A 15,286-nucleotide genomic window follows, 5' to 3' on the forward strand; every position below is an offset into this window, starting at 1 on the left:
GTTTTTCCTCTACTATATATAAATCTTCAACTTCGTTTTCCAGAACGGCATTTAAAAATCCAATTAACAAATCTTTGTCTTGATTCTCACCAAATAGCTTCTTAAAAATAATATCATTTAAGGGTTTTAGTCGTTTCATAATCTAACTCCTTCTGATTTCATTATACAATGAAATCGGCTCCATTTAAAGCAGATGCTACAAATGCAAGAAGCTTTTTGAACAAAAAAACCCTTCTTTAGAAGGGTTTTAAATATATATTAACACATATATTAATATATATATGTATGTATATATCGTATTAGAATAACTAGAAATTAATGGAAATTATTAAACCGTAACTTTATCTTTTATCTTTAAATTATTTAAGTAAAAACGCTAAAAATAAATCTTGTGAAACAAAAATGAAAGCGTTACAATGAGTTTAGTAAAACGTTAAACTAACACGTTAAACTTGAATTTTAATCAACAATGGAGATGATGATCTGGTTACAATCAAAGACATTGCCAAAGAGGCAGCTGTATCTATTACTACAGCTTCACTTATCCTAAATAATAAACCAGGTGCAATTAGAATTTCAGAAGCAACTAAGCAACGTGTAATTGAAGCATCAAAAAAATTAGGATATATTCCTAATATGTCTGCACGCAATTTACGCGGCCGAGACAATAAAACCCAATTAACAATAGCATTAATTTGGCCAATAGACACTCGTGTTTCTTTAGTGGGGCGTATCTTGACTGGAATTCAAAAATATATTGCTTCAGAAAATGAGCACGAAATTAAAATGCTAGTAGAGACATTTAGTAATGAGGATGGGATTAATACGGTAAAAGGTTTAAGGACCTCGAACCTCTTTAACGGGGCAATTATAGCCAATACCACAGAAAAGGATGAGGAATTGATTCATAGCTTTGTACCTGATGTTCCCATCGTTTTATTCAATCGATTCTCCTCTTTGTATTCGGTTATCCATGCAAATAATTATGAAGCAGGTAGGGGCTGTAGCAGAACATTTTATAAATAATAAGCATCAAAAAGCAGTTATTCTGGTTCCGGATGTTTCATCACAAGCATTGGAATCGGGCTTGGCAGGAATCACAGAACGATTTAATGAAGAACAGGATACACCAATTAAGTACTTAAAAAGATACTGTCCGTATACTGAGCAAGGTGGTTATGATAGTATTCAGGCCTTAGTTCGTGAAAAGTATATACCAACAGCAATCATTTGTTTAAGTGATCATGTCGCTTTAGGAGCTCTTTCTGCGTTAAACGATGAAGGGATATCAGTGCCTAATGAGTGTGAAATTATAGGATTTGACAATCAAGAGTTTTCTAAATTTACAAACCCTAAGTTATCTACCGTTAATTTACCTGTGGAGGATATGGCTTACAGTGCTGGAAAAATGCTTGTAAATAAAATTTTCGACCCATACAGTCCTATTGAAAGCGATATGTTTAATCTAAGTATTATTCATAGAGAAACAACAAAGTAGAAAAACTACGTAAATTTGAAAAAAAGGGGATTTAAGAGTTGAAATTAATATCCTTTCGTAAATTTGAAAGTGTTATTTTTACGAAAGGACTACAACTCATTTTAAAAATAGATAGAGTTTTTATCTTAAGTATAAATTCATATGACTAATTAATAATGAAATCTTATTTAAGATTTCAAAAAAAATTCCTAGTAAAACGTTGTACTAAAAACGTCGTACTAGAAAAATTTATTCAAGTTTATAAAGATGAATAAAGGAGGGATTGTTCTTGAAACCTATTGCAGTAGTTGGAAGTCTAAATATGGATATTGTTGTAAGTGTAGAAAAATTACCTAAAGAAGGTCAAACTCTTCTAGGAGAAAGAATGCTAGAAGTATCAGGTGGAAAGGGAGCTAATCAAGCAGTAGCCGCGGGAAAGCTTCAAGCTGGTGTAAGCATGATTGGTAAAGTTGGATCAGACCATTATGCTTCTCATCTATTAGATTCTTTAAAAAATAACAACGTAGAAACTCAACATATTTTAGTTTCTAAGAATCGAACAGGAATAGCATTAGTTACAGTGGAAAAGAGTGGTAAAAACCATATTGTTGTGACACCAGGAGCTAACTTTGAACTAACGCCCGAAGATATATTGAATCAAAGGGAGGTGATCGAACAGTGTGAAATAGTGGTGCTGCAGTTAGAAATTCCATTAGAAACTGTAAAATATACCCTTGAGCTTGCAAAAAAAGCAGGAAAAACAACGATTTTAAATCCAGCTCCTGCTACAGTGATTAATGAAGATATTTTAGAAAATGTTGATATCTTAATTCCTAATGAACATGAATTATATGAAATGTCAGAAATAGAACATGATCAATATACCATTCAAGAAGCAGCTCAGATTATTTTAGAAAAAGGGGTTAAATCAGTAATTGTTACTCTTGGTGAAAAAGGCTGTTGTTACATAGATCACGATAAATGCAAGATGTATTCGGCATACCAGGTAAAAGCACAAGATACTACAGCAGCTGGTGATAGTTTTATAGGGGGTTTTGTAGCGAGTTATATAAAAAGCAAAGATATAGATGCCGCCATAAGACAAGCCCAAAAAGTAGCAGCTATTGCAGTAACGAGAAATGGAGCTCAGAGTTCGTTGCCAACATTAGAAGAAGTAATACAATTTGAAAAGACTATTAATTATTTATAATTACATGAAATTCACTATAAAAAAGTAAGGGATGATGAAATGAAACACTTATATGGCGTCACAACAGCGATGGTAACTCCATTCGATAAAAGTGGAAGAGTTGAATTGGATAAAGTGGAAAACTTAACGGAGTTTTTGATTTCCAAAGGGGTCCATTGTTTATATCCACTAGGAACAACGGGTGAAATGATGCGACTTTCAGTCCAAGAAAGAAAAGCAGTTGCAGAGGCAGTTGTTAAAAAAGCCAGAAATCGTGTAACCGTATTCATTCATGTAGGAGCTATGAATCAAGATGATACGATTGAATTAGCAAAGCATGCATATGACATTGGAGCAGATGGAATTGGTGTTGTAACACCAGCTTTCTTTGGTGCAAACGACAATGAATTGGAAGAGTACTTTGTAAAAGTAGCTTCAAGTGTACCAGAAGATTTTTCTATCTATCTTTATAACATTCCGCAATGTGCAGCCAATGACTTAAAAACGGAAGTAGCTCAAAAGATAGTAGAAAGATGTAAAAATGTCATCGGTATCAAGTATAGCTATCCTGACTTTTTAAGAGTGAACGAGTATCTTGGCATTAATGAAGGAAATTTTTCAGTTGTACCTGGAGCAGATCGTTTGTTTCTTCCAGCTTTAGCAATGGGTTGTGACGGTGTTGTATCTGGTGTATCTTGTGCATATCCAGAACCGTTTGTAGCAACTTACAACGCGTTCAAAGAAAATAACGTAGAAAAAGCAAGAAAAATGCAGAAAATGGCTACTGAATTTTGTGAAATTTTAAAAAATGGAAGTGATATGTCGTTTTTTAAAGAAGCTCTCAAGATAAGAGGGATAGACGCAGGGCATATGAGAGCTCCTCAATTAGATCTAACTTCTGAAGAAATAGACTCACTACGTCTATCTTTAGAAGATTTAGAGCAACAGTCATCTGAACTTTTCTAATAATCTATTCATATTGCTCAACATTCTGTCTAAAAAAGGGGTAAATAATCATGAAACAAAGTAGCGTAAGGTTGAAACAGAGTATTCCTAGTGTGAAACCAACAAAAAAACGATATTTTATTCTGTTCATGGTTTTTGTAAGCGTTGTAATTAATTATATGGATCGTAGTAACTTAGCCATAGCAGGACCACATCTAGCAAGTGATTTAGGACTATCATCTGTACAAATGGGGTATATTTTTTCAGCTTTCGGATGGACTTATGCTTTTTTGCAAATACCTGGTGGTTTATTAGTAGATAAATTTGGACCGCGAGTAATGTATACCATCAGTTTAATTGGCTTTTCACTAGCAACGTTATTACAGGCTTTCGTAAAAGGGTTTGGTGGATTATTCGGGTTAAGATTATCAATTGGTATTTTTGAAGTCCCAGCATTTCCTGCAAACAATCGAATTGTCACATCCTGGTTCCCAGAACAGCAGCGTGCATCTGCTATCGCTTTTTATACTTCTGGTCAATTTGTTGGAATTGCCTTTTTAACACCTGTGTTAGTTGGTATTCAGTCAGTTATTGGTTGGAAAGGGATGTTTATTGTATCAGGATTAATTGGCATAGTTTGGGGAGTTATTTGGTATTTCTTTTATCGTGATCCAAGTAAACATAAAACAGTTAATCAAGAAGAATTGGACTTTATTGCCGAAGGCGGTGGATTAGTTAATCTAAGTAATGAACACGGGAAAAGCAAAACAGAAAAAATTGGTTGGAAACAACGCAAAGTTGTTTTTACGCATCGTAAACTATGGGGGATATACATTGGTCAATTTTGCGCAATGTCAATGCTATGGTTTTTCCTAACCTGGTTCCCTACTTACTTAGTAGAATATCGTGGACTTAGTTTTATCAAATCAGGATTTTTGACATCTGTACCATTCCTTGCTGCTTTTGTCGGTGTCTTATTAGGTGGAACATTTTCTGATTGGCTTCTTAAGCGAGGGTTTTCTATAGGTGTTGCCAGAAAGACACCCATTATTACCGGGCTATTGCTCTCAACAAGCATCATTGGTGCAAACTTTGTAGACAGTACAACATTAATCATTGTATTTATGACAATCGCATTTTTTGGGAATGGATTTGCATCTATAACGTGGTCACTTGTATCCGCGTTAGCGCCTAAAGAACTGTTAGGTGTAACGGGTGGAACGTTTAATTTCATTGGAAATCTATCATCTATTGCCATTCCAATTGTAATCGGTTACTTAGTTCGTGGAGGTAATTTTGCACCAGCGCTTATTTTTATCTCGGTAGTCGCACTAATAGGCGCACTATCTTACATTTTTATTGTTGGAAAAGTGTCCAGAATTGAATTACAAGAATAAGAAGGAGATGTTTTTGATGAAGGTTGTTGTAACGGATATATCATTCAAGGCTTATGAAGAAGAAAAGAAAATTTTTGCTGAAAATGACATTGAACTTGTCATCACAAATAATGAATCTGAAGAAGATATTATGGAAGCCGCTAAAGATGCAGATGGTTTACTAAATGCAAATGTGCAAATCACGAGAAAGGTTATTGAATCATTACCTAAATTAAAAGTGGTATGTCGTTATGGAATTGGCTATGACACTATTGATATTCAAGCAGCAACTGAAAACAAAGTCTATGTTGCCAATGTACCAGATTATTGTATTGATGAGGTAGCAGATCATGCTCTTACACTTCTCTTAACTGCTTCTAGAAAAATAATGATAATGAATCAACAGTTAAAAGAGGGGAAACAAATAACTGTTTTTGATGTTGCTCCTATTCATCGTTTTAGAACTCAGACAGTCGGTCTAATCAGCTTCGGCCATATCGCAAGAAACCTTTGTCAAAAGTTAAAAGTAATTGGTTTTAATGTTATAGCTTATGATCCTTTTTGTGGCGAAGAGATAGCAAAAGAATATGGTATTCAGCTAGTAACATTAGAAGAGTTGCTGCGAACATCGGATATTATTAGTATCCATGCTCCTCTTGTGAAGGATACCTATCATTTAATAAATGAAGAAACATTAAAATTAGTCAAAAAATCAGCAATCATTGTTAATACTGGAAGAGGTCCTATCATAAAAGAACAAGCAATTATTGAAGCTTTACAGGAAAAGAGAATTGCTGGAGCAGCACTTGATGTTCTTGAAAAAGAACCTATTGATCCTGATAATCCTCTATTAAAGTTAGACAATGTCATTCTCACACCACATGCAGCATTTTACTCAGAGGAATCTTCTAGTGAGATGAAACAAAAGGCAGCAAAAAATATTGTCAATGTATTGAAGGGTGACGTACCTAATTACTGGGTAAATCCCTTTTAAGAACCAATGTTATATGCGTTTTGAATACAATTAGAAATTCAAGAAAAACTTTTTCATTAAAGTGTTGATTTAAATTAAAGTATTCTCTGATGATTAAAATAACCTTTGTTCTCATTGAGCAAAGGTTATTTTTTTAACGAGTATCTTCTATTGTATCCTCCAACTGATTCGGATCATTATTATATAATTGATGGAACAAATATGTAAGGTATGAGTTTAGTTCGAATCGTTCTTTATAAACAAAATCAGACAACGTTAATTTACTCTCTTTCAACACTTTTTACCCCCTTTATTTTATCTATCTACATGATTCCCAAGCTATCATTCTTTTATATATATAAATTAATAAAATATTTCTTTGAGTGGGGGGATTAACCAATCCTTCAAAAAGGACTTTAGAAAAAATGAGGACCTAGCCTGAAAACAGCGAATGAATTACTAAAAAGGCCAAGTGTGACCCTTTGTTTGTCTGCTTTACTTATCCTTTAATTTAGTCCTTCTTAATCCCATCGCTTCAGCAGCAATCTTTGCCTTTTCTTGCGAATTATGAACATATAGAACCGAAGTAGAAGTAGAGGTATGACCTAGTTGATCCATAACTAAAGTAATGTCATTGGTCTCATCCATTAAGGTTGTTGCATACGAATGTCTAAGTTTATGTGGCGACATTCCCTTATCATAAGATTTCGTATACTTACGAACTAAATCTTGTATTGCACGAACTGAAAGGGGAGAGCTCTTACCTTTGTATTTAGATAGGAATAAGTATTCGAATTCTTCTACCGATCCGCCATACCTTTCATTTCGAATCTCTAAATACACCTTCAAATCATGCATAGCGTCTGGTATCACTTGTATACTGTCTAATTTATTTCCTTTTCTAATAATTGAAATTCTATTCTTTTTAAAGTTTACATCTCTCAATCTAATATCAGCAAGCTCATTTACTCTTATTCCACTTGCCAAAAAGAGTGAAAAGATTGCGTAATCCCTTTCCTTATCTCTAATAAAATAAGACCTCTGCCTATCTGATAAAGATTTTTCATATTCATTTTTTAGGTAATAGAGGAAATTGATATCATCATTATCTACAAATATGGTATCGGTCAATTTTCTGCTGCGTTCATTTAGAGTTTCTTTTGGTTTGCTCACATTTATTTTTTGCATAACATTACGATGAAAATAGGGTTCTCCGTCTTCAACGCGTTCTGTTTGGGTTGTTAAGTATTTAAAAAGGGACCTTAAGGCTGATTTTTTTCGATTGACGGATGTCTTTTCACGCGTTTTTTTCTCATGTTTAGATACGACAATTTCTTCATTGGTAACTTTGTTAAAGTAAGCTCTGGCAGCATCAAGGGGTAAAGAAGCCAGATCTGAAAGAGGGATGTTAGAGATTGTTTGTGAAGAAGAAAATCCCTCTGTAAGTAACCAATTAAAAAAATCCTCATAATCCAAAAGATAATTAAGCAGGGTGGAGGGGGACCTGTCATTTTCCTCCATTGCTAATACATATTCCTGTACATAATCTGGCATTAACTTAAGAATGTCTTCATATTTTTGTTTATGAGTAATATGCTGCCTGGATGTAGCCATGAATACACCTCTTAAAAAATATTGTGTGTATAATACAATTTTTACACATATTTGTTTACATAATAAATTTATTGTTTACTTAGTGCATAAGTATAGTTTTGGTATATTCCATGAAATCAATAAGATGGTCTTCAAGTATTTTTTGTAAAATAACCAAATTTACTTCCTGGTAATCATGGACGGCAATATTTCTGAAACCAACCATTGCTTTCATTTTTTGGCCAAGAGAAGGGGGGATAACATCAGCATTTACTAGAAATGTAAAGGCATCACGGCTGTTCTGAGGTAATCCAAGTTTTTTTTCTGCTACAAGATGCATGGCTAAATCAATACTAGCTTCACATGCTCTTTGAAGATTAAGAATAATGGAATCTTGTTTAGTGTAATTATTTAGATTCATTGGATCATCGTTGTATTCCTCTTTAACTCTTTTTACACAACGTTCAATGATGCTTACCTTATTTAAAATGACATCATTCTTCATTGAATACAGTCCCACTTTCCTTAACTTTATCGATTATAACTTTCCGTTCCTCGCCCAATTTTGCGTACATCTTCAAAGCATTCATTTCATAATTCATCCGTATTTGTTCATTAGAACAATAAATTATGCTTCCTGTAGTAATTATTTGGCCTTGGAAAACAGTTGAAGCTTTCTTTAAATTCACTAAATCTACATCTATATTTACTTTTTCTGCCAACTCTTGTGCTAGGATGAAAATTTCATATTCATTAATGTCAGAGCCTGGAAGGAAAGCAATATCTAAATCGCTATTCTTATGAGAAGTTCCTTTGACAGTTGATCCGAAAATATAAATTAAAACGGGAGAAACTTTTTCTCTTAACAAATTTACGATTTGTATTTGCATTTTATTATCCAATGGAAATACCTCCATATATTGGTTAACTATATTATAGCAAACGTTTGTTTTGTTTTCTATAATTAATTCTTCGTAAAATAGGTATTATACACGAAGTTTATTAGTTTATTATTTGCTAGTCCCCCTCCGCTTTGTGTACAAGTATATAGGGTATATTTAATTGAGAAAAAGGAGTGCTTAATAAGCACTCTCATCTTTTATTTAACATCATATCCTTGATCATCAATTGTTTCATTTATTTTATCTAAAGAAACTTTTTCTGAGTTAAACTTAAACATCCACTTTTCCATCTTCTAAATGTACTTTCACTTCACTAACACCCTCAAGTTTTCCTACACTGCCTTCTACAGTTTTTACACAATGACCTCAAGACATTCCGGTTACATCCAATCCTTTTTTCCTTTACCTATTATTTTTTCATTAGTTTTTGTATCGTGACGACAAACTCATCGAGTACTTCCATATCACCCTCATTGATCCGGTCAACTACACAGCCCTTTAGATGGCCTTCCAGAAGAATTTTTGCAACACTGTTAAGAGCTGCTTGGGTAGATGCTATTTGTGTAATAACATCATCACAATAAGTATCTTTTTCTATAAGACCTTTAATACCCCTGATTTGACCTTCGACGCGATTTAAACGGGTTACTAAATTTTTCTTTACTGTATCTGAGTGATGACTTTTTCGGGAAGAAGTATTATAGCTGTCATCCTCAATAGAAAGATCAATTTTCTCAATATCTTTACCCATTGACTTCCCTCCTTGGAAATAATATACAATACCCCTCCACCCTATGTAAAGCCATTTCTTTTACATGGTTTAGTCATCATCCTTAGTTTAGTGACCCCTCCATGTGGAATATGCAATTCATCGGTAATGTGCTACCACTTTCACTGATATTAAGAAAAGTTTTACCGAGCTTATAACACTTCTTGTTCTGGATAAGCGCCCGATTGTTGAAGACTAATACTATTATGGAAGGCTACTGAATCCAGCTTGCGCTTATTGAACGATTGCACCCGTAGTTAAGTAACTTTATTTCACTTCTAAAAATCCGCTTCAAAATCTTTAACGTAAACTGCATTTCCAGTAATCATAACTATCTTTATTTTTAGAGACCCTTACCATAACCCAACCATTTTTTTCAATTTCATGACCTTGCTCTATTATAATTAGAGATTTTTCAAAATTGCTGTTTATGTATTTACCATAAAAAAAGCAGTCTCATTAAAACCTACTTTTAAAGCGATTTCTTGCATCTCCTCATCAGTAATGAAAGAGCACAATTCTTGCTGCAAATTGTGCCCGCTTAATTACAGGTGTTAAAACATCTAAGAAAAGTGCTGGTATTACCTTAGACTGCGGGAGAGTTCCGTAAAAATAATTCCTAGAGCAGAGGCACCAGCATCAGGATAACCCAGGCTTCTTTCGCCAACCGTACCAGCGCGGCCCATTCGAGCAACGATTTCCTTTGTATATTCGGCTCCTTCAACAGCAGCCGCTGCCCCTTTTTCAAAAGCGGTCTTAAAGTCCTCACCAATTGCTGCACTTTCTGACCATGAATTTGCACAAGGCACAAGCGCATCCACAAGCGTTTTATCGCCTACCTCTGCTCCTCTTCCGAAAGATCGCTCGCCAATCAACTGTATACCCTTGACTGAAGCATGCAACAGTTCAGCAAACTCACCTACTGTTAATTCCATTTTCTCTTCCGTAGCCTTACCTGCAGCTCGGAAAGCCGCGCCCCAAATCGGACCGGAAGCACCTCCACAATGTTCCATAATGACCATAGAGCACGTATCTAGAAAGGACCCTATACTTAAACGTTCTTGATCCAAAATCGTGCTCCATTCTCGCTTTAATTGCTTGAATCCCTTGGAGACGCTCATTCCAAAATCGCCATCGCCTGCATGAGTATCCAATTCACAGAAAGGCACTTCGTTCTTGATAATGACTTCGCTCATTTTATCTACAAGATAGATAATATTATCTAATGTAATTGCCTCATCCTTGATGATAGCGTGTTCTTCCGCTGTTTCCGTCTCAAAGAAAAAAGGCTTTTTTTCTACGTGAGCCTCAATGTCCACGTATTCTACACTCTCAATTGGTCCATCTACTCTAAACGCAGGTGTATTACATTCTCTTGATAGCAGCGTTTTCAACTCATCGTCCAGTTTCATCACTGTCAGGGAAATTCCGGCCATATCAATACTAGTCATGTAATTACCGACAAATGTTCTATAAATTCGTATATTTTTGCTGTTCAACTCCCGAGTAACCGCATTGTTAAAAAGATAGAGCTCTTGCAACGGTGTGCCACCAAAGCCGTTTACTAGGAGAGCAATTTCGGCAGGATCATCACCATCTAGTCCTAAATCCTTCAGAAGGTCGGTTGACATGCGTAAGGCCAATTCGTCTGCGGTCGCAACTTTTTCCCGTTTTATGCCTGGCTCTCCATGAATACCGACGCCATATTCCATCTCATCCTCACCCAATTTGAAAGTGGGCGATCCATTAGCGGGAACCGTACAGGAGGTTAGTGCTAGACCAATGGTTCGAACATTTGTCGCTGCTTTTTCCGTTACGGCTTTGACCTGCATCAAATCCCTACCTTCTTCTGCTGCTGCTCCGGCTATTTTATGTACCAACACGACTCCTGCAACGCCACGACGTCCTACTGTATAGAGACTGTCTTCTACTGCAATATCATCATCTACCCGGATATATTCTACTTGAATGCCATCCTCAGCAGCTAAGTAGGCTCCGTTTTTAAAGTTCATTATATCTCCACTGTAATTCTTAATAATCAGTAGGGTACCTTGTTTGCTGGCGGTTGCTTTAATTGCCTGATATACCTGTATCTGTGAGGGGGAAGCAAACACATCTCCACATACTGCGGCATCCAGCATTCCTTTTCCCACAAACCCCGCATGTGCAGGTTCATGGCCACTACCGCCACCGCTAATCAGGGTTACCTTATTTTCGTTCATTTCTTTTTTCTTTATTACCTTAAACTTTTTTAAGAACTCAAGTTCCGGATGAGCCATTACCATCCCATTGCACATCTCCATGACGAGAGTTTCAGGTTTATTAATGATTTTTTTCACTTCATATTCCCCCTCTATAAGGTTTGTTATTCTCCTAGATACTCGTTATTACTTAGAATTTCAAGGGTTTATATTGCATTCTTCACAAAGGATTATCCGTACATTCCCCCTATAGAATGGTTTTGAAAATAGGCGAGTGCCATTTCAAATGTATTATCCATAACTACATTATAATGTAAGCGCTTTATACTAAACGAAAAAAATTAATTGTTTGTCAAAAAAAGTATGTGATATACATGAACCAATTAGCCAAAAGCCAGCTTATGGTTGTGTTCTCAAGATCTGGTGAGTCATCCTATGTATTATCAAAAGCTCAGATCGCGAAACGACAGGGAATCAAAATTGCGGTTATTACAAGCAGCCAAAACAGTACTTTAGCCGAAATGGCCGACTTGATTTTGCCTATATACGGTTCACGTGAACCTCTTGATGTGTCGTATAATATTACCTCTTACAACTCGATTGCGGCCCTATTCATTGACCTTCTATTACAGTTGTATATGGAGGTTTTGGGGGATAGCAGGGAGTAAAAAAACCTTAGAGAATTGATATATCTAAACAAGTAGGATACACCAGTGCCAATTAGTGTTTCGAATTTTGGTCTCCCAATGTCTAACACTTTACAGTGATACACCCATGAAATGGTTAGTAGGTGGAGAAATTACGAAGAGATTAGTTCAGTTGCTCAGAAAGGTATGGACCGAAGATTCTAAAACAAGTTTAGCTGCTGATACAACAAAAAAGAACACAATCTCTAATGATCTTGCTTTTTATTTACTTAGTTTCAAGACTGTTTATTCTCTAATTTTCGAAAAATAGGACACCAAGATCCCTCCTTCTTTTTTTCATGCAAAAGAGAAGAGTTTAACTATCCTCTTCTCTTGTACATAATTTTTAAACGAGCCCTGTCATACTATATACCGCGATTACGAAGAAGACCGCTACTGTCTTTATGATGGTGATCGCAAAAATATCGCGGTATGCTTGTTTGTGAGTCAATCCTGTGACTGCAAGCAGCGTGATGACAGCTCCATTGTGAGGCAAGGAATCCATTCCTCCCGAGGCCATCGCGACAACCCTATGCATGACTTCCAATGGAATGTTGAACTGTTCCGCGGCTTTGTAGTATTGTTCACCCATCGCACTGAGCGCAATTCCCATGCCGCCGGATGCAGAACCGGTAATACCCGCCAGCACATTCGTTGTAACCGCAGAATTGATGAGCGGATTTGTGAATGTTTGAGAAATGCCATCGCGGACAACGCCGAACCCCGGCAACGATGAGATTACGCCTCCAAACCCGTATTCGGAGGCGGTGTTCATGACTGCAAGTAATGCGCCACTGATGCTCGCATTAATTCCTGTCTGGAAGTTCAAGACAACTCCCTTAAAATTATAGGCCATCGTTGCTATTATTCCGATAATTAAAGCCATTTCAACAGACCAGATTCCAACTACCGCTGTCAAATCAATCTTACCTAGTGCGTCGAGCCCGATCGCTGAAAAATCAAAGCCGTTCGGATACCATTTAGGCAGTGAAACGGTAAAGACTTTGTTCATCACTCCTACTAAAATAAGCGGAACAAAAGCCAAAGCCTGTCGCCATGGACTCACTTTTACAGGAGGAGCATCAAGGGTAGGCAGCTTCACTTCAGCAGTTGCTGCCATTTCTTCATTCGCCTGAACAAAGCCTGTGAATCCTTCCCCCGCTGCCTTTGCTTTTTTGACTCTCGACTGCAAATATAAGATCCCTAAGACGAAGACAAAGATCCCGCCGATAATTCCCAAGGTTGGTGCCGCGTAAATGGTTGTCTTAAAGAAAGTGGTTGGGATTACATTTTGAATTTGCGGTGTTCCCGGAAGTGCGTCCATCGTAAATGAAAGTGCCCCAAGAGCGATCGCTCCCGGGATCAGACGCTTCGGAATATTCGCTTCTCGAAAAAGGTTTGCTGCAAAAGGATAGACCGCAAAGGCGACCACGAACAAACTAACGCCGCTATAGGTCAAGATCGCACACATCAATACAATAGCCAGCACCGCTCGTTTTGCACCAACGAAATGGACGATCGTTTTAGCGATAGATGCTGCAATGCCGGACATTTCTACAAGCTTCCCAAAAATAGCCCCGAGCAGGAATACCGGAAAATACAGCTTGATAAAGCCAACCATTTTCTCCATGAAAATATTTGAGAAGAACGGCAGTGTATGTGATGGATCAGTCAGCATAACTGCGAGCAATGCACAAAGAGGCGCGAATAATATAACCGAAAACCCCTTGTATGCGACAAACATTAGCAATCCAAGGGATAATAATATAATGAATAGTTCCATTTCGTCACCCTGCCAATTCATGAAAATTCTGTCAATTCACTTGTAATAGATGCCTTGCCTGCAGTGAAGGCAGGCAAGACTTTCAATGACAGTTAATTTGTTACCTTACTGTAGCGGCGTACCCGAAGCAGCGCTTGCTCACGGTGTCCGGCAAAATTCTCAATCCCACATAGTCGTTCAGCGTATTGACCAATGAACACACTCGCTTCTGGAGTACATTCCTGGTATGTGCACGTTTTTAAAAATTTGCCAACCCAGAGGCCGCCTGTGTATCGGGCTGCTCCTTTTGTCGGTAAGGTGTGGTTCGTGCCAATGACCTTATCCCCGTACGCCACATTGGTTTCCGGACCGAGGAAAAGTGCACCATAGTTATTCATCTTATCCAAAAAGTAACGCGGGTTCTCAGTCAGCACTTCTACATGCTCGTAAGCTAATTTATCAGCCTCTATGACAGCCTCATCTAGACTATCTACTAGAATAATTGAGCCGTTTTCTTCCCAAGCGATACGGGCCACTTCTGCCGTTTCTAATGTCTCTAACTGGCGCTCAATTTCTTTTACCGTTTCAAGTGCCAGTTTTTCCGAAGTCGTGATCAACGCCCCAGGTGAGGTCGGACCATGCTCGGACTGTCCTAAAATGTCACATGCGACCATCTCGGCATCCACGGTCTCATCGGCAATCACCAGCACTTCAGTGGGACCAGCGAGAAGGTCAATGCCTACACGCCCGAATAATTGGCGTTTTGCCTCTGCTACATAGGCGTTGCCCGGTCCTACAAGCATGTCTACTGAGCCAATCGTTTCAGTGCCAATCGCCATCGCGGCCATTGCCTGCACACCTCCAAGGATATAGATTTCATCTGCACCCGCTAATGACATCGCTGCGACAGTGGCTGCAGGGATGTCACCGTTTATCGGAGGCGTACAGCCGATCACCCTTTTCACACCCGCAACTTTTGCTGTCAATATACTCATGTGCGCAGATGCCACCATCGGATATCTTCCGCCTGGTATATAGCAGCCGACGCTTTCGACAGGGATATTTTTATGTCCAAGAATTACCCCAGGAAGCGTTTCCACCTCGAGGTCTCGGATGCTTTCTCTTTGAGCTTGCGCAAAGCGCCGAATTTGTTCCTGTGCAAATTGGATATCATTGATTGTTCCTTCGGGCACTGAGACGATGATTTCTTCGATTTGCTGCTGTGAAAGCTTAAAATTTTCCGGTGACCATTTATCAAACTTCTCAGAATAAGACCTTACGGCAGCATCGCCGTTTTTCTCAATATCTTCAATTAGATTTTTCACAGTTTCATATACTTGCGCTTCATATGTAGCGATTTCTTCTTTGCTCTTCCCCGTCTTTAAAAACTTTGCCATCTGCTTCTCCTCCTTT

Annotated in this window: 15 protein-coding genes and 2 pseudogenes; 8 read left to right on the top strand and 9 right to left on the bottom strand. The window is 37.5% G+C overall.

Going from position 1 to position 15,286, the window contains the following annotated elements; translation table 11 throughout:
• Positions 1 to 139, bottom strand: a 139-nt coding sequence (locus QFZ72_RS27280) for a PD-(D/E)XK nuclease family transposase (RefSeq protein ID WP_307440642.1), incomplete at its 3' end; no start/stop codon positions are given.
• A 362-nt stretch (positions 140 to 501) separates the two neighbouring features.
• On the opposite strand from QFZ72_RS27280, the pseudogene QFZ72_RS29690 reads away from it, so the two are divergent.
• The 7 genes and pseudogenes from QFZ72_RS29690 to QFZ72_RS27310 all read left to right on the top strand — a co-directional run.
• Positions 502 to 624: pseudogene (locus tag QFZ72_RS29690) on the top strand (LacI family DNA-binding transcriptional regulator); the annotation flags it as partial.
• A gap of 12 nt (positions 625 to 636) precedes the next feature.
• Positions 637 to 1,026, top strand: a complete 390-nt coding sequence (locus QFZ72_RS27285; protein ID WP_307440076.1) for a type 1 periplasmic-binding domain-containing protein — start codon at positions 637 to 639, stop codon at positions 1,024 to 1,026.
• On the top strand, positions 986 to 1,498 hold the full coding sequence (locus tag QFZ72_RS27290; protein ID WP_307440078.1) for a substrate-binding domain-containing protein: 513 nt from the start codon (positions 986 to 988) through the stop codon (positions 1,496 to 1,498). The genes QFZ72_RS27285 and QFZ72_RS27290 overlap by 41 nt, the downstream gene beginning before the upstream one ends.
• Before the next feature lie 268 nt (positions 1,499 to 1,766).
• Entirely contained in the window at positions 1,767 to 2,687 is a 921-nt protein-coding gene (gene rbsK, locus QFZ72_RS27295) for a ribokinase (protein ID WP_307440080.1), read from the top strand.
• A gap of 39 nt (positions 2,688 to 2,726) precedes the next feature.
• A complete protein-coding gene (locus QFZ72_RS27300; protein ID WP_307440081.1) occupies positions 2,727 to 3,632 on the top strand; it encodes a dihydrodipicolinate synthase family protein in 906 nt (301 codons plus the stop codon).
• Between the two features lie 50 nt (positions 3,633 to 3,682).
• A complete protein-coding gene (locus QFZ72_RS27305; protein WP_307440083.1) occupies positions 3,683 to 5,008 on the top strand; it encodes an MFS transporter in 1,326 nt (441 codons plus the stop codon).
• Positions 5,009 to 5,024: 16 nt separating this feature from the next.
• A complete protein-coding gene (locus tag QFZ72_RS27310) occupies positions 5,025 to 5,981 on the top strand; it encodes a C-terminal binding protein (RefSeq protein WP_307440085.1) in 957 nt (318 codons plus the stop codon).
• 474 nt (positions 5,982 to 6,455) lie between these two features.
• On the opposite strand, the gene xerS is transcribed toward QFZ72_RS27310, so the two are convergent.
• The 6 genes and pseudogenes from xerS to dhaK form a co-directional block, all read right to left on the bottom strand.
• On the bottom strand, positions 6,456 to 7,574 hold the full coding sequence (gene xerS, locus QFZ72_RS27315; RefSeq protein WP_307440087.1) for a tyrosine recombinase XerS: 1,119 nt from the start codon (positions 7,572 to 7,574) through the stop codon (positions 6,456 to 6,458).
• Between the two features lie 79 nt (positions 7,575 to 7,653).
• On the bottom strand, positions 7,654 to 8,058 hold the full coding sequence (hepT, locus tag QFZ72_RS27320; RefSeq protein WP_307440089.1) for a type VII toxin-antitoxin system HepT family RNase toxin: 405 nt from the start codon (positions 8,056 to 8,058) through the stop codon (positions 7,654 to 7,656).
• A complete protein-coding gene (gene mntA / locus QFZ72_RS27325; protein WP_307440091.1) occupies positions 8,048 to 8,455 on the bottom strand; it encodes a type VII toxin-antitoxin system MntA family adenylyltransferase antitoxin in 408 nt (135 codons plus the stop codon). Before mntA ends, hepT begins: the two co-directional genes overlap by 11 nt.
• Positions 8,456 to 8,652: 197 nt before the next feature.
• A pseudogene (gene copZ / locus QFZ72_RS27330) lies at positions 8,653 to 8,830 on the bottom strand (copper chaperone CopZ).
• A 34-nt stretch (positions 8,831 to 8,864) separates the two neighbouring features.
• Positions 8,865 to 9,206, bottom strand: coding sequence for a metal-sensitive transcriptional regulator (locus tag QFZ72_RS27335; protein ID WP_307440093.1), 342 nt, complete (start codon positions 9,204 to 9,206; stop codon positions 8,865 to 8,867).
• A 599-nt stretch (positions 9,207 to 9,805) separates the two neighbouring features.
• A complete protein-coding gene (dhaK, locus tag QFZ72_RS27340; protein WP_307440095.1) occupies positions 9,806 to 11,563 on the bottom strand; it encodes a dihydroxyacetone kinase subunit DhaK in 1,758 nt (585 codons plus the stop codon).
• Positions 11,564 to 11,799: 236 nt separating this feature from the next.
• Between dhaK and QFZ72_RS27345 the strand changes: the two genes are divergently transcribed.
• On the top strand, positions 11,800 to 12,093 hold the full coding sequence (locus tag QFZ72_RS27345; RefSeq protein WP_307440097.1) for a MurR/RpiR family transcriptional regulator: 294 nt from the start codon (positions 11,800 to 11,802) through the stop codon (positions 12,091 to 12,093).
• A gap of 364 nt (positions 12,094 to 12,457) precedes the next feature.
• Here QFZ72_RS27345 and QFZ72_RS27350 read toward each other — a convergent pair whose 3' ends face one another.
• Both QFZ72_RS27350 and hisD read right to left on the bottom strand, forming a co-directional pair.
• Positions 12,458 to 13,894, bottom strand: coding sequence for a GntP family permease (locus QFZ72_RS27350; RefSeq protein WP_307440098.1), 1,437 nt, complete (start codon positions 13,892 to 13,894; stop codon positions 12,458 to 12,460).
• Between the two features lie 92 nt (positions 13,895 to 13,986).
• A complete protein-coding gene (gene hisD / locus QFZ72_RS27355; RefSeq protein WP_307440100.1) occupies positions 13,987 to 15,270 on the bottom strand; it encodes a histidinol dehydrogenase in 1,284 nt (427 codons plus the stop codon).
• Positions 15,271 to 15,286: the final 16 nt, after the last annotated feature.

Source organism: Bacillus sp. V2I10 (genome assembly GCF_030817055.1).
Taxonomy (GTDB): domain Bacteria; phylum Bacillota; class Bacilli; order Bacillales; family Bacillaceae; genus Bacillus_P.